Below are 23,820 nucleotides of genomic sequence, written 5' to 3' on the forward strand. Positions count from 1 at the left end.
CTCCTGCCCCAGCGCGATTTCAGGGACGAGCTTGACCCCGTGCTGCGCGAGCACCGTGGCCAGTTGCACCGCGGTGAAGGCCTGGGCACCGAGCGCCGTCACGCCGGTCCGATACGCCTCCGCCTTCGCCTCGCCGATGAGCCGCGTTGCCTCGGCCTCGGCGCCGCCGTGCAGTCGCTTCGCCGCCGCCTCTGCCTCCGCACGCTGCCTCATGCCGTGCGCCTCCGCCTCCGCTTGCAGCCGCGTGCGGGCGGCCTCGCCCTTGGCCGTCTCCTCCACCGCGAGCGCGCCCTTCTCGCTGATGGCGACCATCTGCTCGCTGCGCACCACCTCGCCCTGCATGTTCGCCACCGACGTCGCGCGCTCCAGCTCGCGGCGACGGACTTGCGCCTCGCGCTGCACCTCGTACGTGCGCTGGAGTTCCTCGGCGATCTTCCGGTCCGTCTGCGTCTTCATCAGCTCCGCCGGCGGCTGGATGTCGCCGATGAGCGTATCGATGCACTCGACGTCATACGCACCCAGCGCGCCACGGATGGCCTCATACGCTTCTCGCTGTCGGTCCGTGCGCGCGGACAGGAACTCCAGCACCGACACCTGCTGCGCGGAGTTGCGGAAGTAGTTGGCCACCGTGGGCTGCAGCACGTGGTCCACCAGGTTCTGCATGGAGCCCACGCGGGAAATCACGCGCGGCGCCTGCTTCATGCTGATGTGGATGATCTGCGACACGTCGAGCGTGAAGCTGAAACCATCCCGTGAACGCACGGTGATGGGGCTGAGCTTCTCGTCGTACTTGTGCTGCTCGGTCCGCTGGGCCCAGTTGAGGACGATGTTCGTCGTGGGCACCAGCTCCACCTTCATCACCCGCGTGTTGAGCGGATGCTTGCCCGGCAGCAACGGTTCAATCCACACGCCCTTGCGCCCACGCTCGACGAGGTCTCCATGGGTGAATTCGTCGCCCGACACGTCCAGGTGCTCGCGGCCCACGTAGCTGACCACGACGCCCACGTAGCCGATGGGGACCTCTGTCATCGGAGACTGTTCCACCCGTACGAACCACGGGTTGAGGTTCCACGAGCCCGACAGCAGCACCTGCTCTTGCAGGCCTCGGCAGCCTCCCTCGTCCAGGAAGCGCTGCGCGCTCTGGAACGAGTCATGCCCTTCCACCGGCGAACCCGCCAGGTCCCCCGAAGGAATGGGGCGACCGTCCAACGTCGTCACGATGCCCACCTTGTCCGGGCCCATGTTGAAGACCTCCAGGTCCTCCGTGGACATGTCGAACGCCTCCGCGTTCTCCGGGGTGATGACGGTGAACAGCGCGGGGTTGATGCGATAGGTGCCCGCGGTGAGGAAGGCGAGCTGGCGGCCCTTCTGCCCGCCCTCGTCGAGGAACGCGCGCGCGTCCTGGAAGGCGTCGCAGTCCACCTCGCGCCCGAGGATGTTCCCGGCCGGAATCGGCGCGCCGCCGTTCGCGACGACGAGCGCGATGTGTCCCTGCCGCACCATGACCACCGGGACGTGCGTCACCTTGAAGCGCCAGAACGGGTAGCCGAAGTGCCACCCCGGCGGGAGCAGCTCCGCCTGGTAGCCGGCCTCGCCCTCCAGCGCCACCAGCCGTCCGGGCGGCAGCGGCGCGCCGTACTTCTTGATGACCAACCCCGACTCGTTCTCGCCGATCACCTGCAAGCCACTGAGCACGAGCACCAGCCCGATACCCAGCAGCAGCGCGACCCCGACCAGAACCACGTTGTATTCCATGAGGCCCTTCTCTTGCGGCCCGCGGAAGCGCGGGTGGCCCCCCTCAGTGCATGCCCCCTGCCAGGGCCAAGTGGCCGGAACTCCTGGAACTGCTCGGCTGGCGCCTGATTCAAATCATGCTGTTTCCATGTTTGAATCGTGGAATGCGTAACTTTCACTGGAAAGGTCCTGCTCCAGGACGAGCCCTGCTCCAGCATTTGAATGATGCGGGCTGGCGACTGGGAGGAGCCGAGCCCCGGGTGACGGTGGTGTGCTCCGCGCAGCCACGGCTCGCGAGCGCGCCGAAGACGGGGCGGTGGTTGTGGCTGTGTGAAACGCCCGTTCCTGTCGATGCGCTCCGGCTCGCGGTGGAGCAGGGGGCCATGGACGTGTTCTGGAAGGGCGCGAGCGACTGGGAGGCGCGGCTGGTGCGGCGGCTGGAGGAGAGCCTCATCGAGGCTCCGGCGCCGAACGTGCCGGGGACGCTCATCGCGCACAGCGCGGCGGCGAAGGCGCTGCTCGCGCAGCTCGCCCAGGCCGCTCGCACCTCGATGCCGGTGCTGCTCACTGGAGAGACGGGAACGGGCAAGGAGGTCGCGGCGCGGCTCATCCACGAATGGTCCGAGCGGCGCTCGCGCACGTTCGTGCCCATCAACTGCGCGGCCATCCCCAATGAGCTCATGGAGGGCGAGCTCTTCGGCTACGCGAAGGGCGCCTTCTCCGGCGCTGTGCATGGGTATGACGGACTGGTGTCCGCGGCCGAGGGTGGCACGGTGCTGCTGGACGAGATTGACGACACGCCGCATGCGCTCCAGTCGAAGCTGCTGCGCGTGCTGGAGGACCGGGTCATCTCGCGACTGGGTGAGAACGCGTGGCGCAAGGTGGACTTCCGCATCCTCGCGGCGACCAACCGGGACTTGAAGCAACTCATCGAGCGCGGGCTGTTCGGCGAGGACCTCTACGAGCGCCTCGCCACGGTGCAGATTCACCTGCCCCCCTTGCGCGAGCGGCAGGAGGACGTGGCGCCGCTGGTGCTGCATTGGATGGAGCGCTACTACGCCGTCGAGGAGCCCGCGCCGGACAGTCCCCGCGTCCGAAGCGCGACGCCCGAGACGCTCGACGTGCTGCGCGCCTATCCGTGGCCCGGCAACATCCGCGAGCTGCGCAATGTCATCTACGGCGCGCTGGTGGCCAAGCGCGTCGGCGACGAGCTGCTCGTATCGGACCTGCCGCGACGGCTGTGGCAGCGCGAGCGCGCGAGCAGCTCCGTGCTGGTGTCCGAGCACGAAGTCGAGCGCCGGGTGACGCTGGGGACGATGAACCTGCGCGCCGAAATCGAGCGACTGGAGCGAATCGCCCTCAAGGCCGCGTTGCGGCGCGCCAGCGGCAATGCCGCGGAGGCCGCGCGCCTGCTGGGTGAGGTCGGCCGAGGCACGGCGAAGGACCCTGGCGGCACGGTGCGCACGATGATGAAACGGCTCGGCGTGACAGCTCGCGGCGGCAAGTGAGCCCCAGGGGCGGGTGACGAGCCCCGGGGGAGGCACATCCGCCATGGTGGACACCGTGCCTGCCGCTTCCTCGGTGTTCCCTGGGGCGGCTCAAGCCTGGACCGGGACGCGCACGTCACCCGTCCGCTCGCGCTGCTATCTGGCGCGGGGACGCCCTGTTTTCTCGGCCAGCGTCGCTCGAAGGCGAGGCGTCGCCAGCTCCACGAATGCGCGGACCTTCGCCGTGCGCGCGCTCGTGGCGGGGTAGACGAGGTGCACCGGCACCGGGGGCGGCTCGAGCTCGGCGAGGAGCACCACGAGCGCGCCGGAGCGGACGGACTCGGCGACCTGGTACGAGACGACGCACGTCACCCCGACGCCGTTCTTCGTGGCACCAATCGCGGCCTCCGGGAGGTTGACGCTCAGCACCGGCGTCACGCGCACCTGCTTTCCACGCTCCCCCTCCCGACGCGCGCCGAACGTCCACGTGTCGTTGGGCGTGACGGCGGTGCAGACGACGCAGCGGTGCTCCGCGAGCGCCGCCGCCGAGGTCGGTCGCCCGTGCCGGGCGAGATACGCGGGGCTCGCGACGACGACGCGGCGCACGCTCCCCACGGTCGTCGCCATGAGGGCGGAGTCGGCGAGATGGCCGATGCGTACGGCGACGTCGATGCCCTCTTCGACCACGCTGACGACACGGTCGAGCAGGAGCAGTCGCGCGCGCACCCGAGGGTTCGCGGCGAGGTATTCGTCCACGAGCGGGCGCACGTGGAGCGAGCCGAACGAGGTGGGCGCCGTCACGGTGAGCAACCCCTGCGGCTGGGCCGCCGCCGCGCCCGCGAACTTCTCCGCGTCGTCGAGGTCGGCCAGCACACGGCGCGCGACGACGAGGTAGCGCTCGCCCGCCTCTGTCAGCCGGAGCGAACGTGTCGTGCGCCGCAGGAGCGTCGTCCCGAGGCGCTGCTCCACCGAGGCGATGGCGCGGGTGACAGAGGCAGGAGAGCGGGAGAGCGCTCGCGCGGCGGCGGACAGGCTGCCGTGGTCGACGGCGACGATGAAGGCGCGGAGCGAATCCAGGCGGTCCATGATTCTTTCAGGATACGCAAAAATGGATTGCGCTGACCGGGCATTCTCATCGGCGCCTCTGGGCGACATGTTCCTGGGTGTGGCGACGACACGCGTCGCGGGGACGGACATCGACTTCCCCGTCGTCCACCACCACGCACGCTGAACACGAAAGGAGGAGAACGATGCGCGGCTTTTCGGAAATCGCCTTCACTCCCATGGTGAAGGCCGCCCAGGAGAAGATGGGGAGTCGTCGCTCATACGCGCGCCTCGAACACGGCCCGAGCACCCCCGACACTCTCGGCGAGGACGAGGTGGGTTTCCTCGGCGAGCGCGACAGCTTCTACATGGCCAGCATCGGTGAATCGGGCTGGCCCTACATCCAGCATCGCGGTGGGCCCAAGGGGTTCGTGCACGTCCTCGACGAGCGAACCCTCGCCTTCGCCGACCTGCGAGGCAACCGGCAGTACATCAGCGTCGGCAACGTCGCGAGCGACGAGCGTGTCGCGCTCATCTTCGTCGACTATCCCAACCGTGCGCGACTCAAGGTCCTGGCGCGCGCCACGACGGTGACGCGCACCGATGACCCGGAGCTCTTCTCACGCGTCGCGGGGGACGCACCGGCCGAACGCATCTTCGTGCTGCATGTCGAGGGGCTGGACTGGAACTGCCCTCAGCACATCACCCCACGCTTCACGGAGGACGAGGTGCGCGAGATGGTGAATCCCTTGATGGAGCGGCTCAAGTCCCTGGAGCGCGAGAACGCATTGCTTCGCGAACAAGCGGGTGGCAGTGCGAGCAAGCGCGCGCTGTCAGCGAAGACGCCGTGAAAACTCGTGAAGGTCACCCTGGGTGTCTCACTCCTCGTCAGCGACGGAGTCTCTCGCCACCTCGGACATGGGGACGAACCTGTCCGGCATCATCAGGTCGAGCGTTCCGTCCTCTGAGGTCGGGTAGTGGAACGCTTTGTAGGGAACGCCGAAGTTCCGCGCCACGTCCAGTGTCTCGTGGAAGGTGTGGACCGGCGTCAGGCCCTGGTTGTACGTGCGCGCCCAATAGGCGAACAGCGCGTAGGCCACCGCCGTCTTCTCCTCGTCGGAGCCTCCCACCTTCTCGACGAGTTGGAGCATCCGCGCCGTGGTCATCGAGCGCCCGGCGGTGATGGGCGCCGACATGAGCCGCGCGAGCAGCGTGTCCGGGTTGTTCTCCAGCCGGGTGCCGACGTTTCTCCGCCCCTTGGCCTTCGACGACTTGTCGATGGCCCCGACGGTGACACGCTTGAGCTTGTCCTTGGCGCGCTCCTGCTGCTGCGTCTTGAGATAGTTGGCGATCATCCCGTAGGGCGGCAGCTTCTGTCCCTCTTCCGCGCGCGCCTCCACCGTCTGCTGTGGAGTCTGGTTGTCGTTGAAGCTGAGCTGGCCGAGGCCCTCGAACGCGAGCCGGGCCTTGCGGGCCTCGATTCTGCTCTCCAGTTCGGCGATCTCCAGCTCCAGGGTCTCTCTCTCCTCGAGAGTCGAAGCCGCCTTCACCTCCTCCCGCAGGCGACCTATCTTGTCGAGTGCCGCCAGCGACTTCTCGGCCGCGCGGATGGCTCGTTGGATGGTGAGGTCGAGCAGGACTTCGTCGCGTTCCTCCTGGTCCACCAGCTTGGTGGCGCGATGGTGCCGGACGCTGGGAGGTCGGTCCTGGGTGAACTCGGAGCGGTCCTCGTCGAGCATGGTGGTTTCGAAGGCCTTGTCGGGCGCGTCCGGCAGCACCGGAGCGACGCCGAACGTCTCGTGGACCTTCGCCGCCATGGACCCGGCACCCGAGGAGCTCCACCGCTCCATCAAGTCATGCAGGAAGGTGATTTGCGCGGTGATGACCTGCTTGTTCTCGGAGATGGCCCCGGGCGGCTCGCGTTTGTCGGTGTCCTTGAACACGCTGAAGAGGCTGGTGACGGTCTTCTGCCAGGAGTAGCTGCCGACCAGGCGACGCTCCAGGGGTTCGACGAGCTGTCGGAAGTACGAGGTCTCCACTCCCATGAACTGGTCGACCTTCTCCCTGAGGGACTCGAGCTGAGCCCTGACCCAGTCGTCGTTGTTGACGACGTCGGCCAACTGGCCTTCGTACGCCATGTTCTTCTGGTATTGGGGATGCGTTTCGTGCGCCAGGGCGAGCGCCAGCTCCTCGACGTTCTCGAACTCCTTCCACTCGGCCCGCTCGTCGACGCCCGTGGTCGAGGCGACCGCCGTCGTATGCGCCCCAATCCAGCGGGCGAGTGTCTTGGCTATCTGACCTTCGTTATTGAGGGTGTGTTCCTTCAGTCCCTTCCACACGGCGACATTCTTGGGGCTGACCCCTTCCTCCGGCGTGGCCTCGTCCGGCAGTCCCCGGAGGAACTCCATCACCTGGGCCAGGACTTCGTCGAAGTCGTCCATCGACAGGAGTCGCTTCATCGTCGAGCCCGAGAACAGGTGGTACCAGGACGTGGACTCCCTCCCCAGGACGACGGAGCGCTGCACCGTGTCGCCCGCCGAGGCGATTCGCTGCACGGGTTGCGCGTCTTCCACCTGTCTGCTGGCGGCGGCGCGGGCGCCCATGCGGTCCGCCTCCGCCTCCAGGGCGGGGTCGTCGTTCAAGGCGGCGCCCTGCGTCTGACCTGTGGGGGAGACACGCCCTTGCGCCTGCTGCACGACGTGCCACGCCTCGTGAGGCAGGTTGCGCTCCTGGCCCGGGGCCAGATGGATGTCATTCCCCTGGGCATAGGCCAGGGCCTGGAGCTGCGCGGGCTGGGAGGAGTTGTAATGCACCTGGACATCGTCCAGGGACATTCCGGAGAGCGACTCGATGCCGGCCTTGAGGGTGTCGGGCAGGCCCGTGCGGTTCTCCTGCCGTTGCACGGGTGGGGAGGAAAGCGCGCTCGCCAGCTTCGCCTGTGCGGCGACGCGAGGACTCCGGTCGTACATGGACTGGAGTTGCATCAACGAGGCGACCCTCGGGCCCTGGGGCAACGTGGGTCCCGCAGCGGTGTCTTCCTGGGCACCGCCGCTCCTGGTCGAGTGCTTACTCCCAGGCCTCTTCTCCGGAGCCTCCCCGGCTTTCGACGCGAACGTTTTCAAGCGGGGCCTTCCGGAGGGCCGAGGCGCGGCGAAGCACCGCTCTCTCAGCGCGATTCTGATGTCTGTGTGGGTTCCCGACAGTGTGGCAGTCCATGAGGGGCGCGGAAAGGAGCGGGGACGTCTCTCCCTGTCGGGGAGACTCCACCATCGCGAGGGTCCCTCTCGAAGCAGGCTTGGCCCATACCACTTGGGTGGTTTGGGCTGCCCAACTGAGCGAGTCCAGGGCGTCGCGGGTCTGGACGAAGTGATGGGCCCTGAAGGAGTCCCGCTCACTGGCGTCACGTCGCGGGCGGGCGGGTGTGCAAGATGACGCCGTTCGAGAGCTCGAACCAGGTGCCCGAGGGGAGCAGGGTTCCGGCGACCTCCGCGTCGGCGCGCAGCGTGCCGCTGAAGAGCCAGGGGGAGAGACGGACGGAGGTGCCACCGGCGAGGGGGAGCCCCTTCACGTCGAAGTCATGGGCCAGCACACCGCTTGTCTCGGAGGAGAACACCGGGTCCATGGCCCTGACTTCGTGGAAGGGTGCCATTGGAAGGCCGTCGACGACCACGGGTTCGGCCGGTGTGAATCGCAGCGGGCGTCCCGTCTCCGGGTGGGGTGCGAGGTCCGTGCCCGCGGCACACGGGATACCGTCCACGACGGCGCGTGTGGCCAGGGTGACGAAGTGGATGCGTCCCTTCTCGGTGAGATAGACGCGGGTCCCCGCTCGCGCGACGAAGCCCTCGTCGCAGCGTGCATCGCCATGCACCGTGACGAGCGCGGGCCTGCCAGTGGAGGCGTGGACACGCTCGACGTCCACCAGACCCTCGATGCCCGGCACCCGCACGTTTCCGGGCGCACTCTCCGATGCGAGCTGGTCGAAGGAGGGCATGTCGTCTGGCTTCATGCCCTCCGAGATGCGCTGCAGGAGCTCGTCGTAGGACGCGGCGATGAAGCGGGTATCGCCGGAGGTCTCGCTCATGGGGAGGAAGAAGACGGCGCCCGGGCCCCGCTTCAGGCGGTCCTCGACGTCGAGGTACCAGACGCCGCCGCCGCCATCCATGCCGAAGGGAATCAGGCCGGGCAGTTCATCGCTCAGGTCACCATGCCGGTCGAGGCTGATGCGCTCAGGAACAAGCGCGGTTCACTCGCGCTTCGCGAGAATGCGACGGAGCTTTGCTGCTCACTCCATATCCCCGCCCGTGCCGCGCCTTCGCCATGCGGCACCGATGGGCGTCACCTCACGGAGGCAGGCAGACATTCAACACGAACGTCGCGGCCTTGGCCTCCACGTCACTGAAGGCAAGGTCGGGCAGTCCATCGCCATCCCAGTCCGCGATGATTGCGTCCTGGACGGTGAACCCCCAGGACGTCTGCGGCCCCAGGGCGAACGTTCCAGGCGCCGACTGCATCACCAGGCGGCTCTCCTGGTCGCCGAAGGAGAACAAATCCGTGCGGCCATCCGCGTTGAAGTCCGCGCTCAGGATGCCGGTGCCATAGCCAATCCCCAAGGCGTGCTGTGGCGTCAGCGTGGGCTGTCGGGCCGCATCGAACGTCAAGAGCCCCACCGCGCCCCTGTCGAGCAACAGTCCCACGTTCCCCTGTCCATCCAGGTCCACGCGCCCCATGTTCCGGTGCGTGTATTCACCGGTGAAGGACGTCTGCCCGGAGAACGTGCCGTCCCCCTTGCCCCAAAGGACATAGACCTGACCCAGGTCGATGTTGGGATTGCCGGGCCGCATGACCGCCAGGTCCATGTGTCCGTCCCGGTCCAGGTCCGCGGAGAGCAAGGTGTCCACGGTGTAGTTCGCGGTCACCTCCACGGTGGCGCGGGGCGCGAACTTGCCGCCGCCCGTGTTGAGCCACACGCTGAGCTTGATTTTCGAGGACGTGGTTCGCTCCGTCGACACCAGGTCGAAGCGGCCATCCTCATTGAGGTCCACCGCGATGAGCTCGGACCGGCGGCCTGCCTCCAGATATCGCTCCGCCGGAGCGAAGCCGCCGCTCGTCATCCGCCTGAAGACGACGAGAAAATCCGTATTCGACTCAAAGCTGGGGGTGGCGGTGATGGCGGCCAGGTCCTCCCGGCCGTCCTCGTCCAGGTCCACCGCGACGATGTCCTGCGCGCCCCCCGTGGCCGAGCTGCCCGCCGGAGGCACGAAGAGGGGTGAGAGCAGCGCGGAGCTTCGAGTCGGACTCCCCGACAGCGACAGATGGATGGCGTTCTTCTCGAAGCTCCCAGCGGCCAGGTCCGTGGCGCCATCTCCGTTGAAATCGCCACTGGCGAGCCCTGCCGGGATGCCCTCGAGCTTGATGCTCTCCGGCGCCTGATTCCCACCCCAGAACAGTCTCACGGCGAAGCGGTCGGCGAGCGCCACATCCATCTTCCCATCGCCATCGAAGTCCCCCGCGGCGGGAGAATAGACGTTGCCGCTGAAGCCATGGCTGCGCAGCGGAGCGAAGGTCGAAGGCGCCGTGCCGCCCTGCAGGATGTTGAGCTGGGAGCCGGGTGTGCTCGTCCAGAACAAGTCGCCCCTCCCGTCGCCGCTCATGTCCGCCACGATGGGGCCCGTCCAGGTTTCGCCCACGGGCGGAGCAAAGGGGTGCTCATTCACCAGGGCCAGCGTTCCTCCCGAGGGACTGAACACACGGACCCTCTCCGGGTGGAGCAGGGCCAGGTCGTCCACGGCGCCGTCGTGGTCGAAGTCACCGGCAATCAAATCACCATAGCAACTGGTGCACGGAGCATACACAGGCACCCTGAACGAGCCTGTCCCCGCGCCGTTGGCCTGGACGATGCGGTTGTTGGCGGTGTCGAGCCGCGCGTAGTCCACATACCCGTCGCCATTGAAGTCGGCGACGGCGGGGCAGTCGTGCGTATTGGAGGAGATGATGGTGGTGGGCGGCGAGTAGAAGGTGCCGTCCCCCTTGCCGCGGTAGAGCAGCGTCTGTCCAAGCTCGATGTGGGCGAAGAGGTCCACAATCCCATCCGAGTTGAAATCCCGGGCGGTGAGGCAGTCGAACGTGGTGGTGCGATTCGTCCCCAGGGGCACCTCCAGGGGGGCCTGGAACGTGCCCGTGCCTTGGCCGAGGTAGAGGGCGAACCCTCCCGTCTTGTTCGTGCCGTCGGTGTCCATGATGACGGCGACATCCAACTTCCCATCCCCATTGAAGTCGGCCACCTCGGGGGGCGCATTTCCGAAGATGTTGGTGCTGCTGGCGGAGTTGGCCAGCCGCGTGAAAGTCCTACCGGGGCCACTGGCCAGCACGAAGATGTTGAACAGGTTGCCCACGAGGACGTCGTGCTTCCCGTCTCCATTGAAGTCCCCGGCCCCCGTGAAGTTCGGTCCGGTGGGGAGCCTGAAGCTGGACACGGGAGTGAATCCGTTCGTCTCACAGGCCAGGGGCACGACGTGGCGGTGATACGCCGGAGCGGAGGGGCGGCCCAGGCCCCCTGAGTTACGAGCCCTCACCTGGAACAGATAAGTGGTGCCGGAGACCAGTCCCGGAATCGTCGCCACGCGCGCACCCGCTGGAACGGTGACGGAGCCGCCAGCCGGGGAGGCCGTGACGACGTACTCGGTGATGGGGTCCGTGGCGGGCGCGGAGGCCGCGTTCCAGCGCACCACGGCTCCGGCCACGGTGGACACGATGCGCACGTCGGTGGGCGCTCGAGGCTGGGCCCGCAGGAAGATGGGCGCCGAGGTGACGGCCGGGCCCACTCCCACGTCCGTGCGCGCCGTCAGCGTGAACGTATACGTGCTGTCGGCGGCAAGCCCCGACAGCCTGAGCACCGTGGGCGAGGCGGGGAGGTTCTGCTCCAGGCCCGAGGGAGAGGACGTCAGCTGATAACCAGAGATGGGCCGGCCACCATCGGAAGCAGGGGGCTGCCAGTCCAACTCGAGCTGTCCCTGGTGGTACACGCCCGTGAGGTTGAGGGGGGCCGAGGGCAGCGAGGGCAGCGTCACGGAGGAGGTGGTGGCGAGGGCCCCCACACCTGACGAGTTCTCCGCGGCCACGCTGAAGCTGTACGTGCCGCCATTCGAGAGCCCCGACACGAAGAGGCTCGTCGCCGAGGACGAGGCCGTCTGGGACGTGCCGGTCGGATGGGTGGTGATGACGTAGCCGCTGATGCTCGCCCCACCGTTGCTCGTGGGTGCCGTCCACTTCACCGTCGCCGAGCGAACGCCAGACGTCACCGAGACGTTCTGGGGCGCGCTTGGAACGGCCGCGGCTCGGACCGTGGTGCTGGTGGCGGTGGAGGCCCCCACCGCGTTGGTCGCCACCAGCGTGAACGTGTAGGTCAGCCCGTTGGTGAGGCCGGTGACGACAGCCGATGTCTGTGTCGTATTGAGGACCTGTCCGCCCGGGGCGGTGGTGACGGTGTATCCCTGGATGGGCTGCCCGCCGTCCGAGGGCGCGGTCCACTCCAACCGCACCGCCTGGTCGGCGCCCCTCCGTTGGGTCCAGGTCGGTATGCCCGGGACGGCGAAGGTGCGCACCTGGGCCGACGGGCTCGAGGCCTGTCGGGTTCCGTCGGCGAAGAGGGCGGTGACGGTGAAGCGATACTGGGTGCCGTTCGCCAGGCCGGTGACCACCGCCGTGCGCGCCGAGGGACCGACGGTGACCTTGGCGCTCGAGGGCGTGGCGATGACCTCGAAGGAGGCCAGCGCGCTGCCCGAGGGAGCGGGCGTGTAGCCCCATGAGACGGTCATCTCGCGGATGCCCGGCGTGGCCGTCACGCTCGTGGGCGCGGCCAGCGCCTGGGGGCCCGCGTCGTTTCGTCCGGCGTCGGATGCACCCGCATCGCTCGGGCCCGCGTCGGCGTCCGACTCGCCAGCATCGCTGAGAGGGGGCTGGCCCGAGTCGCGCTCGCTCGTGTCAGGCGTTCCCCCCGCGCCGGTGGGCCCCGCGTCCGCCAGGAGCTGGTCGCCGGGGTCGGCGGAGTCCTCCGAGGACTTTCCACCACAGCCAACGGGTCCAAGACCGACGAGTGTCGCTGCCAGGAGGAGGATGACAAGTCTCATGATGCCTGTGCTCTCAGGTGGGCCGGTTCGTCCGAGGAGTGCTGTCCTCCTCAACGGCCCCTCCGGGAGAATGTCGCGAGGAATCGGATTCAGCGAAAGCGAGCGGGCCGAGGACCCCCTTCGGCAGGGCTCCAAGGCGCATCCCCCCGTCCACACGACGTCGCGCGCGAATGGAGTAGCGGGGTTGTTATCGTCATGGAGAAACGAAACAAAGAATTTCGCGCCGTGTGCCATTCCGACAGGCGCGCCATCATCAAGAGCGGGATGGGTAGGACTGGGGCGTAAGCGCCTCGCCGGATGGTCCAGCCTCGGGTCGCCCCGTAACCTGACAGCGACCCTGTTTGCCGCCCTGCGCCATCCAGTGGGGCGGGTGCGAGCGACCCAGGGTGAATCGTCGGCTACAAAACACTTTCCTGTCCTTCTGGGCATACCCGGAGTGTGTGCTTCTTCACTTTTTCATTACGGTGTCCGCGCCGTGCCGGCCGGTGCCAGTCCTTGGTCCCCGGCCGGCGTCAACGCAGCCGAGGAGAACCTGTCATGACGATGAGGAATTGGTGTCTCGCAGTCCTGGCGCCCGCGGTGCTTTCGTTCGGGTGCCTCGAAGCTCCCGCGGTAGACCCGTCGCAGAAGACTCCCGGGGAGGTGCTCGAAGGGACGGTGTCGCAGGAGCTGGCCACCTTCACCGGCACGGTGGTGGACCCCAGCGGCCAGCCGATTGCCGGCGCCCAGGTGGTCATCAACGGCATCAACCGGACCACGGACACGGCCGGCAAGTACTTCGTGTCCGTCAACAGCACGACGGGCTACATCATCAGCGTGAGCAAGGCGGGCTTCGCGCCGGATACGGACTACCTGAGCGCGGGCCGGCTCAACAGCACCCACGTCCTGCCGCGCGCCCCCATCAAGCAGTTCAGCGCGACGCAGAACATCCTCCTCGAGACGGGCGGCCTGGTGGTGAGCATCCCCGCGGGCTCCCTGGTCAACGCGGCCGGCCAGCCGGCGACGGGCACGGTGCTCGTCTCCGCCGCCACGTATGGCCCGCGCGACATGCCGGGTGACTTCACGGCGGTGAACCAGAACGGCAGGCAGGTCGCGCTCGAGTCCGTGGGCGCCTTCTTCATCGGGGCGAGCACCGCCGACGGTCAGGCGCTGAACCTGGCCAAGGACCGGACCGCCCAGGTCTCCATCCGCGTTCCGCAGGCGGCCGGAGGCGTCATGCCTTCCTGTGTGTTCACGGGGTTCTGCCGTGCCGCCGCGTGGCGGTTCGACGCCACGCTCAACCGCTGGGTGGAGCAGCGCGCCAACTTCCGCCCGGACAGCTCCGGCAGCACCTTCACGCTCATCGGCGGCCCCGCGTCCACGCCCAGCTCGGTGGTTCCGTCCAACGGCGGCCTCGGCACCTGGAACATCGACCTGGAGATGACCACGCCGGCCTGCACCACCGTCGAGTTCGTGGGCTTCCCCGCGTACTGCTACGACATCAAGCTCAACCTCGCGATGCAGAACGCGGGCAACACCTTCGTTCCCTTCACGGACACGGTGACGCCGAGCATCCCCTTCGTCGTCCTCTACAACAGCCGTCCGAACGTGGACCAGGAGGTGGGCGTCGAGTTCCCCGGTGCGCCCGCGGACTGCGCCGCCAACATGACCATCTTCTCCAACCCCAACCCGACGGACCCGAGCACGTATCCCATCTACACGCCGACGGGCGGCTTCACCCAGTTCAACTCGGGCGCGCCCTGGGGCGGCACGGGCTTCCCCAAGTCGACGGTGTCCCCCTTCGGCGACATCACCCTGGCGGACATCGTGAACGGCACCCAGCCGTGCAACTCCTCGGTGACGTTCGTCTACAACCCGTGAGCCGGGCCTGAAGCACCGGCGCGGCCACGGTGGGCCGCGCCGGGACTCACCGACTCAAATCATCAGGTCGGCGTGGTGCAGGTGCAGATGCTGGCGGGCGCGTAGCAGGCGTTGCTGCTGGCCGGGACGATGGAGTAGCAGTGCGCGCGTCCGGCCATCACCTCCGTGTCCGTGTAGGTGGTGCCGGTGACGGTGGCGACCTTCGCCTTGCCGTAGTTGCACGCGGCGAAGCCGTCGGACTTCATCACCCAGTACTGGTTGGCTCCGGCGACCGCGGTCCAGGACAGCGACGCCTGACCGACGCCCGGCGTCACCGTGAGGGTAGGCGCCGTGGTGGGGCCGCCCGCGCAGCCCGCGTTGATGCGCGCTGGCGAGGAGCAGGCGATGTTGTGGCGGGCGAAGGCTGCATGGATGGCCGACATGTGCGGCGTGCCGTCGATGAGGTTGCCGTTGTCGTCGTCCGCGGCCAGCCACTGCATGTAGCCGTTGGTGGCGGCACAGCCGCTCGACGTGCCGAGCGTACAGTCACAGGCGTGCCAGGTGCCGATGTTGCCGCTGCCCTGGTAGAACAGCTTGTTGCCCATGATGTTCGCCGTGTTGGCGTCGTAGCTGAACGGCGCGGCCCGCAAGTCACGAGCGACCAGGTCCCACGCCGCCTGACGGACGGGAGAGGCCGCGCAGTGGACCTGCCTTCCACACGGTCCTCCACCACCGCCGCACCGACCACAGACGAAGTTCTGCGGCGTGGCGGGCGTGTTGGGGGCCTGGGCGGCCCAGTCGGCGTCACGCACGCCCGAGCAGCGGCTGGCGCACCAGGGCGCGCCCGTCTGGGCCTCGTTCACGTTGTAGCCCGTGCCGTCCGGCGTCATGCCGCAGCCCTGGTCCCCGGTCTGGAAGAAGCCGTGGCCCACGCACGACGTGGGGAGCCGGTAGATGGCCGCGATGTCCGCGTAGGCCTCGCTGGAGTTGCTCAGCGTGCCGGCGACGTCGTTGTCGTCCATGCCATGGCCCCACTCGTGGTCGAACACGGCGGCGATTTCGCCCGTGTTCCGGCACCCGCCGCCACTGCGGAAGAAGTTGACCGTGGACCCGGTCCAGAAGGCGTTGCAGGTGCTGACGATGTTCATGTTGGAGGTGAGCTGCCCGTTGAGCCACACGTTGGTGGGCAGCCAGCCTCGGGCAATCTGGGCAATCCGGTTCAGCTCGTAGAAGGAGCTGCGCGACGCGGAGGTGTTGCCCGCGGAGAAGCCCGGCGAGGCGCAGTCGTGCTGCGTGGTGACGCCGCCCAGGTCGATGGTGCCCGCGGCGGAGGCGGTGACGGGGCCGCAGTTGTCCTGGATGCGGATGTACTTGCCGTTGAGCGTGGTGGTGGTGGTGCCCGTCGTGTAGTTGAAGACGCCGGCGCTGTCCGTGTAGTCGTCCGGCGCCACGAAGCCGGTGTCGGCCCAGGGCATGGGCGTGTTGGCGAAGCTCAGCCCGCACGTCGCCGTGCCGGTGCAGGACTCGGTGTTGGTCAGCGGGAAGGCGCCGCCCTTGATGCTCTGGTCGAAGTAGTGGTTGTCGTCCTCGAGCGACAGCACCTCGCCGCGCGTCGCATCGACGGTGACCTTCCAGCGCTCGTGCTCACCCGGCTGCTGGAAGCCGTAGCTCCACACGAGCTGGTGGCCGTAGGACTCGCCGAAGGCCGCGCCCTGCCGGGCCACGGGGACGATTTCGAGCGTGGGCTGCTTCCAGAACGTCGGAGGGCTCTCGTAGATGCCGAAGCGCTCGAAGCCCGCCATCATCGCCTGCTCGGCGGCGAGCAGCGGCAAAGGAGAGATGTCCACGTTGGCCCAGGACTCGGTGCCCATCAGCACCAGGTTGCCGTGGCTGATGGTGGCGGCCAGGCGCCCGTAGCGGACGGGGATGCCCTTGAGCTGCTGGGGGATGGAGACCTGCCACAGGTGCTCGGAAATCTGCTCGACGCGGGGCTCTCCCAACTGGAGCACGTCCACGCCGAGCGCGGCCTGGTTGGACTCGATGAAGCGCAGGACCAGGTCGCCCACGACGGCTGCGTCCACCCGCGCGACGCCGCGCCCGAGCCGCTGGCGTACGTTCTCCAGCGTGAGCTTGTTGCCCACGCCGGTGCCCGGGATGAGGGGGATGGAGCCCATGAGGTTGGCGGCCGTGCCCGTCTGGGCATCGACATAGACCTGGAAGCCGCGGCCGTTGCGCGCGAAGAAGTCATCCCACGCGCTGGCGCTCGCGCGGCTCAGCTTCGGCAGCGCCTCCTCGAGCGACAGCTGTCCGCTGGGGATGGTGAGCTCGGGCTTGAAGAATGCCTGGCTCGCCAGTGAGCCCGGCGCGGATGGCGCTTCCGGCTTGAACGCCCACGCGGGCGCCGCCAGCAGCGCGGTAAGACAGACGGCGGACTTCAAGACATGGTGCATGTAATGGCTCCCTCGGCAGTGTTTGACTGTCTGGAACGAGGGATGTCCGACGCCAGGGATGGCGCCAGAAATCCCCGAGTTCCTTATATTTTACACTTCACTCAGGGTGTGCCCTGAAGGGCGGGATGAGTGTTGGCTGGTGGACACTCTCTGTGCGGGTGGCCCGGGCGGGGGACTCGCACGTCTGGGAGCCCCTGGAATGGGCGACAGCCTGGAGCCTGCTTCCAGGTCCGGCTAACCTTGGGAGGTCGTACTTCACCGCCGATGGAGCTGGTCCCACATGTCCGAGCAGAAGCCCCGCCTCACGCGTCCCGTCGAGAATGTCCGCGCCGAGCTGCTCGCGGATCCGGACACCCAGCGCATCGCCAAATCGGTGGGGATGGAGCTGGCGGCCTACGTGGAGCTGGTGCTCGACTACGCCCAGCACCCGGAGAAGGAGCCGGTGCTGCAGGTCGTCCCGGACGAGGCGCTGCGGGCCGCCGGGTATGATCCTCCGACCCTCCAGGAGGTGGGGGAGTTCTTCAAGAGCGCCGCCCGGGGGGAGCTGGGCCTGGGGCCGCCGGCCTCCTATTCCACGGGCTTCGAGGCGAACCAGTCCGCCTCCCAGAACAAGCCCTCCTTGCGGGGCGACGAGAATCAGACGCGGGTCGAGGCCGATGAGGCAAAAGGCCAGGCCCTCCTCAAGGACCTGCCCCAGGTGCCCGAGCTCTAGTCTGGCGGACGCAACTCTCCCGGTCGGTCCTCGATAATCACGTAAACCTACATTTCACGAGGAAATCCCATGTCCGTCGGCGGCTCCAGTGGCGCGGGTGGTAGCAGCGGTGCGAACAGCGCGAGCAACTCCGCGAGCAATGCGGCCAGCAAGGCCGCTGACGCCGCGAGCAAGGCCGCCAGCAGCATCAGCAACGCGCTGGGCGGGATTGGCAAGGCGCTGGGGGGCCTGGGCGGACTGGCCAAGGGGATTGGCGACGCGCTCGGCAAGGTCTCCGAGGCGCTCGGCAAGGTCTCCGGGCTCCTGGAAAAGGGGCTCAGCGCCATCACCGGGCCGCTGAAGGACATCGTCGGCAAGGCGCTGGATTCCCTGCCGTTCGGCATCGGCCAGTTGGCCAAGCCGTTCGCGGACAAGTTCATCGACAACGGACTGTCCATGGTGGCCGGTGGCCCGCTGGCGGGCGTGAGCAGCATGCTCGGCAAGGCGCAGAACGTGGGCAAGCTGGCGGACACCGTGGAGACGGTTCGCAATGCCGCCACCGTGGCGGGGGACATCGCGCAGGGCAAGTTCAACGCCCAGCAGCTCGCTGCCTTCGCGCAGTCGCAGCTGGTGCGCGGACAGTAGGACTGGCCGGGAGCCCGCGAGGCTCTCCGTGCATCCGCCCCGGTGTTCCATGCTCATGGCATGGGGCCCGGGGCTTTTTCGTGGGCGCCTGCGGGTGTTCGTTCCAGCTTGAAATCGTCTGTGCGGAGCTACTGACTCAACGTTGAGCGGCGTCCCGCCAGTCTGACAGCAGGCATTTCTTGCGGTCTGTCTTCGCCCTGTCGGTGGGTTGGGACTGGTTAGGGCCCCACCCAGCGGCGCCTTACCCATGCCCTTATCCAATGCCAATTGGTGCGGACCATGGAGTTTGACGATGGCGTGCTGCGCCACCCTGTCTGGCCTCTGGGGACCTCTTCAGATAGTGGGCCGGCCGGACAGCAACGGCTCCAGTTCATGCGTAACCGACCGACGGCGGGCGTCCTGAACCGGGGTGGATTCGCCGGTTCACTCCGGCATGCGACGACCCAATCCGGATGAGTGGACGCAGTTGGTGGAGGAGTTCGAGGCGAGCGAGCTGACGCAGAAGGAATTCGCGGACAGACACCAGGTCTCGCTCGGTGCCTTCCAGTACTGGCTGTACAAGAAGTCACCGGCCACGCCGGTTCGGCGGTCCGAGACGGGGGGCAGCCCTCGGGCGGCGTTCCTTCCCAAGGTGAAGATTCTCTCCTGGGACGCCGGCGGCTTCGTCCTCACCTACAAGCGCTTGGAGCAGGGCCGCTTCCGCCTGCCTGCCTTCGCCAAGGACGCCTTGGGAGCGCAGCTGGATGCCACCCAACTGTCCATGCTCCTCGACGGAATCGACGTGACGCACGTCCGGAGACCAGGCAAGTGGGCACCGCCCCCAGTCGCCGAGGCAATGCCCGTCAGTGGTGGGCTGGTTCTCCCTGAGAGATGGCAGCGTTCGCCGAGACGCACCAGTGCGAGTGGCGTGAGCGAGCCGAGGAGCTCGAGCGGGAGAACCTCACCCTCAAAGAGCGCGTGGGCCGCATCGAATCCCAGCTCGCCCTCCTCCAGCGGACCGTCTTTGGAAAGAAGAGCGAGAAGCTCCCCAGAGTCGAGGACGAGTTGCGAAAGTCCTCCGGGGACGTGCTCAGGCCGCATGAGGCGACGCTGAAGGAGCGGCGGCGGAAGCGCGAGGCGCGCGCGACGTTGCCCGAGCGGGTGATTCACCATCGAGTGCCCGACGAAGCGCGGCGGTGTCCGGCCTGCGGTGGTACGGCGTTGAAGCCCCTGGGCCCCGGCAAGCGCACCGAAATCCTCGAGCATGTGCCCGCACACGTGGAGCGCAGGTCCACCTCCAGGAGACGCTCGTCTGTCCCTGCGGCGCGGGCATCCTCACCGCGCCCGCACCGAAGGCCATTGAGCAGGGCCAGTACGGCCCGGGCTTCCTGGCGCACGTGGTGACGGCGAAGTGCTGCGACTCGATTCCGCTGTATCGCCAGGCCAAGGCCCTGGCCCGCGCGGGCATGCCCGTGGCGCGCACCACGCTCTGTGACGTCTTCCACGAGGTGGGCCGGGCCACGGCGCCACTCGCCGAGCGCCTCCTGGCCCTGGGCAGGAAGAACTATCTCTTTGTCGGAAATGACGAGGCAGGTCGGAATCTGGCGGGGCTCAGCTCCCTGGTCGCCACGTGCGAGGCGAACGGCGTCAATCCCGAGGCGTACCTCGCTGACGTGTTGATGCGCCTTGGCAGCCACCCCGTGTCACCCGTCGGTCGGTTGCTCAAGGGCGGCGCATGAGGCCGACGCGATTCTTCGCGAGCGGCCCGCGCGTTGTCCCAGTGGGTCGGCTCCATGGTGCGGGACGTTGGACAGGCTGACTAGCGATTCTCCGGCGCCACCCATTCTCGCCAGCTGCCGCCGTCCCACGACAGGATGTCTTCCTCGCCGAACGCCCAGAGGACGCCATCCCTGGCGTGAAGCGCCATGGTGGTGACGGAGTCCTTCAGACCGACGTCGACTTCGCTGACCTGTCCGTCCTCCAGCACGCCCAGGAACTCGTTGCCGGCCAGATGGAGTCGTCCCATGAAGCGCTCCAGGCTCCACCAGTTCTCGGACGGCTCTTTCTTGTCCCAGACGACGTGCCAGCCGTTCTTGTCACCACACAGGACAAGACCCCCGTCACCGCAAATCCAGACCTTCCCATCGACACAGCGGACCTCGGCCAGAGTCTGGTCCGTGGGCGATTCGCATTGCTTCCAGGCCGCGCCGTCGAAATGCCAGATCTCCCCATCATCGCCCACGGCGTAGACGTCGTTCCGCGCGAACCCGTCGATGGACGTGAACCCGGTCCACGGCCCCTTGGCGCGCCGGTCGAGAATGGAATCGCTGAGCAAGCGCCATTCCGCACCGTCCCGGCGATAGACCTGACGACGGTAGCCACAGATGAACAACGCACCATCGATGACCCGAATCTGGCTGAGATAACCGAACTTCTTCTCGGGGGTGCCAGTGCCACCTGTCGAGATGCGCTCGATGCGCGGTGCTTCGCCGTTGCAGGCGACCACTTCACCGCGCTTGCCCAGCAACCACCAACCGGCATCGGCGCTGCCTGGCTGAGCCAGATGGGTCAGCGAGGAGAGCTCGAACGCGAACTCCTGCCTCGACCACTCATCGCCGCGGACGGTGTAGAAAATCGTCGATTCCGTCTCGTCGGGGTTGTCGACAGGGCCCGCGAGTACACCGAGGACGCCGGGGCCGGCATGGCCTCCCCGATAGAACACCCTGCCTGACTGTGTTGCCGACATGAACTCTCCGGGTTGGCACCCGCATCAGGTCGCCTCGAGCGATGCGGGTTTCCATGTACACCCAATGGTCCCCAAGCTGGACGGAGTTTATGACGGAGCCCCTGTGTAGCCGCGGCGCGGGCCGTGCTCGCTGACGCCTTGAGCGGGTGTGTCGGGTCGCGTGCGGCGCCTCGACAAGCAGAGGCGCCGCAGCAGTGCGGACCGAGTGTCCCGGTCAGGGGGGATTGCACTGGCTGTAGGAGTCGTTGACATACGTGCAGGTGAAGCCAGCCTGGCAGCACGTGGGCCCCGTCCAATTCAACCCGCCGCATTGTCCGTAGGTCACCGCGCATTCAGGGGGCGTGTAGCAGACCTCCAGGCCGGGCCGATTGGCGATGTCCGTGCTCTCGCTGCTGTAGAAGATGGAAGGCACCGAGACAGCCGTCGCGGCGGTGTCGAGCAGGAGGCCGTTGTTCACGAGGCTGCCGGAGACCCAGTCGGTGACCAGTCCCGTGACATTCACGTTCCGCGCCGACAGGAGGGCAGGAGGGATGGTGGCCCGCACCGTGGGGCTGAACTGCTGATTGAAGCTGTTGAAGGTCACCGTGAACTCGTCCCAGGCGGCAGTGGCCGCATGCACCGTGACGGCGTTGAGCTGCGCCACGGCGAACAGCTGGAGCGTGGCGGAGTTGATGGTGGAGTTGGACGGAATCGAGCTGACGTCGAACTTCAGGAGCGCTTCCTGCCGGGAGGCGAGGATGATGGGATTGAGGTAATCCACGTTCAACTGCAGGGACCCGAAGTTCGAATTGGGAGTGAGCGAGGCAATCGTGGTGTCGGCCACCGTCCCGCTGGCGCCGCGTCGGAACGTCACGCAGGTGATACCGGACAGGGATTGATTCGAGGAGTCCTCCTCGATGCTCGCTTCATCGGGCCCTGTTCCACAGGCCGACAGGAGTGGAACGGACAGCAGGAGCAGCCAGACAGCGGGAGAAGTGCCGGTGAGAACGTCGCGGTGAGAACGCATGGTCTTCCTCTCGGGTGACGTCCGGGAAGCCCTGAGTGCCGTATGATTCTTGATGGCCGAACGTCGAAGCCATCATCGACGTGTCAACTCACCGGCAATACTGTCGACAAGGACGATGGCTTTGTCTTTGGAATGACAGACGTCCTGCCCGCAGGACATTCACAGTCAGATGCCTGTGCGGGTTGGAGCGAAGCCCGCACGAGTCCTGCCTTCACCAGCCCGCGCTGAACCCGCCTTCGGGGAACGACTGCTTCGCGAGGTCTTGCATGACCGGGAATCCGTCCAGGAAGCCGGCATCCGGGAGGGGGTTGCCCTGGGCGTCACGGAACATGAGCATCCGGCAACTGAAACAGGCCACTGCGTCCACAAACGTCTTTCCAATCCAGAAGCGGAAGGCGATGTCCGGGTTGAAGCCACACTTCCTCTCCGGGTAGGGCACGAAGTCCTTGGGGGATTTCCAGATGTCCGCCAGGGCCCTGCGCTGCCTCGAGCTCAGCTCGGGGCCTTCCTTGGCGTAGACGAAGTAGCCGTTGCCGGGAGTCGTCTCATCCCGCTCCCCCGGCCCCACCAGGTCCGCGATGAAGATTTGCACCCGGTCCGGGCGGCGGAAGAAGTCCTCCGGCGTGGGCGGGTCGGAGCGCCCGGCGGTGGCGCTACAGGACGTGGAGGCCGTGGCGAACAGGACGAGGGCAAGGAGTGCGGATCGCATTCTCCAAGCCTACCCTGAATTCCATGTCACAGCCCGGACCTGACGCGTCAGGGCCTCACGACGTCCTCGATGAACCGGCCCAGTGCCTCCGCCATCTTCGCGTGCGTGCCCGCGGAGGGATGCCAATCCTCTCCGACTCCGTCGATGGCCGGGTCCTGCACGGTCATGACATGGCGGTAGACGCGGGCATCACCCTGCTGATTCCTCTCCGCCACCAAGTCGGTGAGCCAGTGGCCGACATGCACGGACTCCACCGGGGGCCCGCCATTTCCCTCGGCTTCCTTGTAGCCGTCCGTCATGGTTCCCATCGTGCAGATGATGTGTGCTCGAGGGTGCAGCGTCCTCAGTCGCCCGAGGAACGCCCGATAGGCCGCCTTGAACGCCGTCTCATCCGGAAGGTACTCGGCGGTGCCCGAGCCCGCGAAGGTGTCATTGGTGCCGGCGTTGATGACAATCACATCGGGTGACTCGCCGGAGAAGTCCCAGGTGGCGGGATGGTCCGGGACGGCGAGCTCGTAGATGTCCGGCACCCGCCCCACCCGCGAGGCGTCCAGGTTGCGGTACACGCCTCGACCCGAATAGCAGATGTGGACGGACTCGGCCCCCAGGCGCTGGGCCGTGAGCCAGCCATAGGTCCGTCTGTGATTCTCGTTCTTCGACGTGAAGGTGGGCGCGCTCCATGGGGGCGGCCGGGGGAAGACGGTGATGTCGTTACCGTAGCCACAGGTGATGGAGTCTCCAATGAACTCCATCTTGAGCTCCGGGCGGGCAGGGGGCTCCCTGGGCTCACCGTGGACCTCGAACGCCACGAATTCGCTGTGGCCTACCGAAGACTCGGTGCGCTTCATCAGCTCCACCGTGTGAAGTCCTTCGGTGAGGTCCGTGGCGAGCTCATAGAAGGACTGGCTGCGCCGCACCTCCAGCAGCTTCGGCTCCGCCCCGTCAATCACGACATCGAAGAAGTTGGTCCCCGTCGCGCCGCCAAGGCCCGCGTCGTTGAGCCGCATCCGGAGGGCGTCTCCCCAGAAGCGCGCGCGAACCGTGACGCCGGGATGGGAGAAGATGACGCCGGTGCCGGAGTCGTACGTCCGTCCGGTGTACTGCACCCGGTCGTCGGACGCCGGAATGGTCACCCACTTCACCGATGGCGGTGTGTCGGGAAGCTCCGCCGGGTCGCACGCGGCCATTGTCAGACACAGGGCGAGGACAGTGGGCGGGAGGCTGCGCGAGGATTTCAGTCTCGTGGACATGGGTGGCGAGAATCATCGTGGCGCGCGGGCGGGCGTTCAAGATGGATGGCCCGGGTGTCTGCCATTCGAGGCTCTTTGGAGCCCCTCACGGACCTGGGGTAGCCTCGTGGGTTC

General features: G+C 67.3%; 16 protein-coding genes and 2 pseudogenes. 8 read left to right on the plus strand and 10 right to left on the minus strand.

Features of this window, described 5'->3' with window-relative positions:
- Positions 1 to 1,755: SPFH domain-containing protein (locus HUW62_RS13525; protein ID WP_176434680.1), on the minus strand; the 1,755-nt coding region annotated here is incomplete at its 3' end.
- A gap of 239 nt (positions 1,756 to 1,994) precedes the next feature.
- Here HUW62_RS13525 and HUW62_RS13530 point away from each other — a divergent pair.
- A complete protein-coding gene (locus HUW62_RS13530; RefSeq protein ID WP_163869214.1) occupies positions 1,995 to 3,242 on the plus strand; it encodes a sigma 54-interacting transcriptional regulator in 1,248 nt (415 codons plus the stop codon).
- 135 nt (positions 3,243 to 3,377) lie between these two features.
- On the opposite strand, the gene HUW62_RS13535 is transcribed toward HUW62_RS13530, so the two are convergent.
- On the minus strand, positions 3,378 to 4,307 hold the full coding sequence (locus HUW62_RS13535) for a LysR family transcriptional regulator (protein ID WP_176434681.1): 930 nt from the start codon (positions 4,305 to 4,307) through the stop codon (positions 3,378 to 3,380).
- 164 nt (positions 4,308 to 4,471) lie between these two features.
- On the opposite strand from HUW62_RS13535, the gene HUW62_RS13540 reads away from it, so the two are divergent.
- On the plus strand, positions 4,472 to 5,116 hold the full coding sequence (locus HUW62_RS13540; protein WP_163869212.1) for a pyridoxamine 5'-phosphate oxidase family protein: 645 nt from the start codon (positions 4,472 to 4,474) through the stop codon (positions 5,114 to 5,116).
- Positions 5,117 to 5,143: 27 nt separating this feature from the next.
- Here HUW62_RS13540 and HUW62_RS13545 read toward each other — a convergent pair whose 3' ends face one another.
- The 3 genes from HUW62_RS13545 to HUW62_RS13555 form a co-directional block, all read right to left on the minus strand.
- A complete protein-coding gene (locus HUW62_RS13545) occupies positions 5,144 to 7,249 on the minus strand; it encodes a DUF4157 domain-containing protein (protein ID WP_176434682.1) in 2,106 nt (701 codons plus the stop codon).
- A gap of 416 nt (positions 7,250 to 7,665) precedes the next feature.
- Positions 7,666 to 8,487: an SMI1/KNR4 family protein gene (locus HUW62_RS13550; RefSeq protein ID WP_368670407.1), complete on the minus strand. Its 822-nt coding sequence runs from the start codon at positions 8,485 to 8,487 to the stop codon at positions 7,666 to 7,668.
- A 118-nt stretch (positions 8,488 to 8,605) separates the two neighbouring features.
- On the minus strand, positions 8,606 to 12,391 hold the full coding sequence (locus tag HUW62_RS13555; protein WP_176434684.1) for an FG-GAP-like repeat-containing protein: 3,786 nt from the start codon (positions 12,389 to 12,391) through the stop codon (positions 8,606 to 8,608).
- A 537-nt stretch (positions 12,392 to 12,928) separates the two neighbouring features.
- Between HUW62_RS13555 and HUW62_RS13560 the strand changes: the two genes are divergently transcribed.
- Positions 12,929 to 14,251, plus strand: coding sequence for a carboxypeptidase-like regulatory domain-containing protein (locus tag HUW62_RS13560; protein ID WP_255203409.1), 1,323 nt, complete (start codon positions 12,929 to 12,931; stop codon positions 14,249 to 14,251).
- A gap of 62 nt (positions 14,252 to 14,313) precedes the next feature.
- Here HUW62_RS13560 and HUW62_RS13565 read toward each other — a convergent pair whose 3' ends face one another.
- Positions 14,314 to 16,680, minus strand: a complete 2,367-nt coding sequence (locus HUW62_RS13565; RefSeq protein WP_176434685.1) for a hypothetical protein — start codon at positions 16,678 to 16,680, stop codon at positions 14,314 to 14,316.
- 280 nt (positions 16,681 to 16,960) lie between these two features.
- On the opposite strand from HUW62_RS13565, the gene HUW62_RS13570 reads away from it, so the two are divergent.
- From HUW62_RS13570 to HUW62_RS13580, 5 genes and pseudogenes are all read left to right on the plus strand, one after another.
- Positions 16,961 to 17,392 carry a hypothetical protein gene (locus HUW62_RS13570; RefSeq protein ID WP_176434686.1) on the plus strand — a complete coding sequence of 144 codons (432 nt, stop codon included), beginning with the start codon at positions 16,961 to 16,963 and terminating at the stop codon, positions 17,390 to 17,392.
- Positions 17,393 to 17,461: 69 nt separating this feature from the next.
- Positions 17,462 to 18,016 (plus strand): hypothetical protein, encoded by a 555-nt coding sequence (locus HUW62_RS13575; protein WP_163869200.1) that lies wholly within the window; start codon positions 17,462 to 17,464, stop codon positions 18,014 to 18,016.
- Positions 18,017 to 18,449: 433 nt separating this feature from the next.
- A pseudogene (gene tnpB, locus HUW62_RS49960) lies at positions 18,450 to 18,800 on the plus strand (IS66 family insertion sequence element accessory protein TnpB); the annotation flags it as partial.
- Between the two features lie 86 nt (positions 18,801 to 18,886).
- A pseudogene (locus HUW62_RS48710) lies at positions 18,887 to 19,093 on the plus strand (hypothetical protein); the annotation flags it as partial.
- A gap of 98 nt (positions 19,094 to 19,191) precedes the next feature.
- On the plus strand, positions 19,192 to 19,734 hold the full coding sequence (locus HUW62_RS13580) for a transposase (protein ID WP_368670405.1): 543 nt from the start codon (positions 19,192 to 19,194) through the stop codon (positions 19,732 to 19,734).
- An 80-nt stretch (positions 19,735 to 19,814) separates the two neighbouring features.
- On the opposite strand, the gene HUW62_RS13585 is transcribed toward HUW62_RS13580, so the two are convergent.
- The 4 genes from HUW62_RS13585 to HUW62_RS13600 all read right to left on the minus strand — a co-directional run bounded on the left by HUW62_RS13585 (position 19,815) and on the right by HUW62_RS13600 (position 23,706).
- The gene (locus HUW62_RS13585) at positions 19,815 to 20,741 is read right to left on the minus strand and encodes a hypothetical protein (RefSeq protein WP_176434687.1); all 927 of its coding nucleotides are present in this window, start codon (positions 20,739 to 20,741) and stop codon (positions 19,815 to 19,817) included.
- 214 nt (positions 20,742 to 20,955) lie between these two features.
- Complete coding sequence (locus HUW62_RS13590) at positions 20,956 to 21,747, minus strand: DNRLRE domain-containing protein (protein WP_176434688.1); 792 nt, start codon at positions 21,745 to 21,747, stop codon at positions 20,956 to 20,958.
- A 211-nt stretch (positions 21,748 to 21,958) separates the two neighbouring features.
- Complete coding sequence (locus HUW62_RS13595) at positions 21,959 to 22,456, minus strand: hypothetical protein (protein ID WP_176434689.1); 498 nt, start codon at positions 22,454 to 22,456, stop codon at positions 21,959 to 21,961.
- 47 nt (positions 22,457 to 22,503) lie between these two features.
- Positions 22,504 to 23,706: an SGNH/GDSL hydrolase family protein gene (locus HUW62_RS13600; protein WP_176434690.1), complete on the minus strand. Its 1,203-nt coding sequence runs from the start codon at positions 23,704 to 23,706 to the stop codon at positions 22,504 to 22,506.
- Positions 23,707 to 23,820 lie beyond the last annotated feature (114 nt).

The organism is Myxococcus sp. AM011, assembly GCF_013372595.1.
In the GTDB taxonomy this organism is placed as follows: domain Bacteria; phylum Myxococcota; class Myxococcia; order Myxococcales; family Myxococcaceae; genus Myxococcus; species Myxococcus eversor.

Bases quoted from the DNA above. Each gene is read 5' to 3' on its own strand.
- HUW62_RS13565 (WP_176434685.1), bottom strand. From the start codon at position 16,680: ATGCACCATGTCTTGAAGTCCGCCGTCTGTCTTACCGCGCTGCTGGCG.
- HUW62_RS13555 (WP_176434684.1), bottom strand. From the start codon at position 12,391: ATGAGACTTGTCATCCTCCTCCTGGCAGCGACACTCGTCGGTCTTGGA.
- HUW62_RS13585 (WP_176434687.1), bottom strand. From the start codon at position 20,741: ATGTCGGCAACACAGTCAGGCAGGGTGTTCTATCGGGGAGGCCATGCC.
- HUW62_RS13570 (WP_176434686.1), top strand. From the start codon at position 16,961: ATGTCCGAGCAGAAGCCCCGCCTCACGCGTCCCGTCGAGAATGTCCGC.
- HUW62_RS13575 (WP_163869200.1), top strand. From the start codon at position 17,462: ATGTCCGTCGGCGGCTCCAGTGGCGCGGGTGGTAGCAGCGGTGCGAAC.
- HUW62_RS13535 (WP_176434681.1), bottom strand. From the start codon at position 4,307: ATGGACCGCCTGGATTCGCTCCGCGCCTTCATCGTCGCCGTCGACCAC.
- HUW62_RS13590 (WP_176434688.1), bottom strand. From the start codon at position 21,747: ATGCGTTCTCACCGCGACGTTCTCACCGGCACTTCTCCCGCTGTCTGG.
- HUW62_RS13540 (WP_163869212.1), top strand. From the start codon at position 4,472: ATGCGCGGCTTTTCGGAAATCGCCTTCACTCCCATGGTGAAGGCCGCC.
- HUW62_RS13545 (WP_176434682.1), bottom strand. From the start codon at position 7,249: ATGCAACTCCAGTCCATGTACGACCGGAGTCCTCGCGTCGCCGCACAG.
- HUW62_RS13560 (WP_255203409.1), top strand. From the start codon at position 12,929: ATGACGATGAGGAATTGGTGTCTCGCAGTCCTGGCGCCCGCGGTGCTT.
- HUW62_RS13595 (WP_176434689.1), bottom strand. From the start codon at position 22,456: ATGCGATCCGCACTCCTTGCCCTCGTCCTGTTCGCCACGGCCTCCACG.
- HUW62_RS13600 (WP_176434690.1), bottom strand. From the start codon at position 23,706: ATGTCCACGAGACTGAAATCCTCGCGCAGCCTCCCGCCCACTGTCCTC.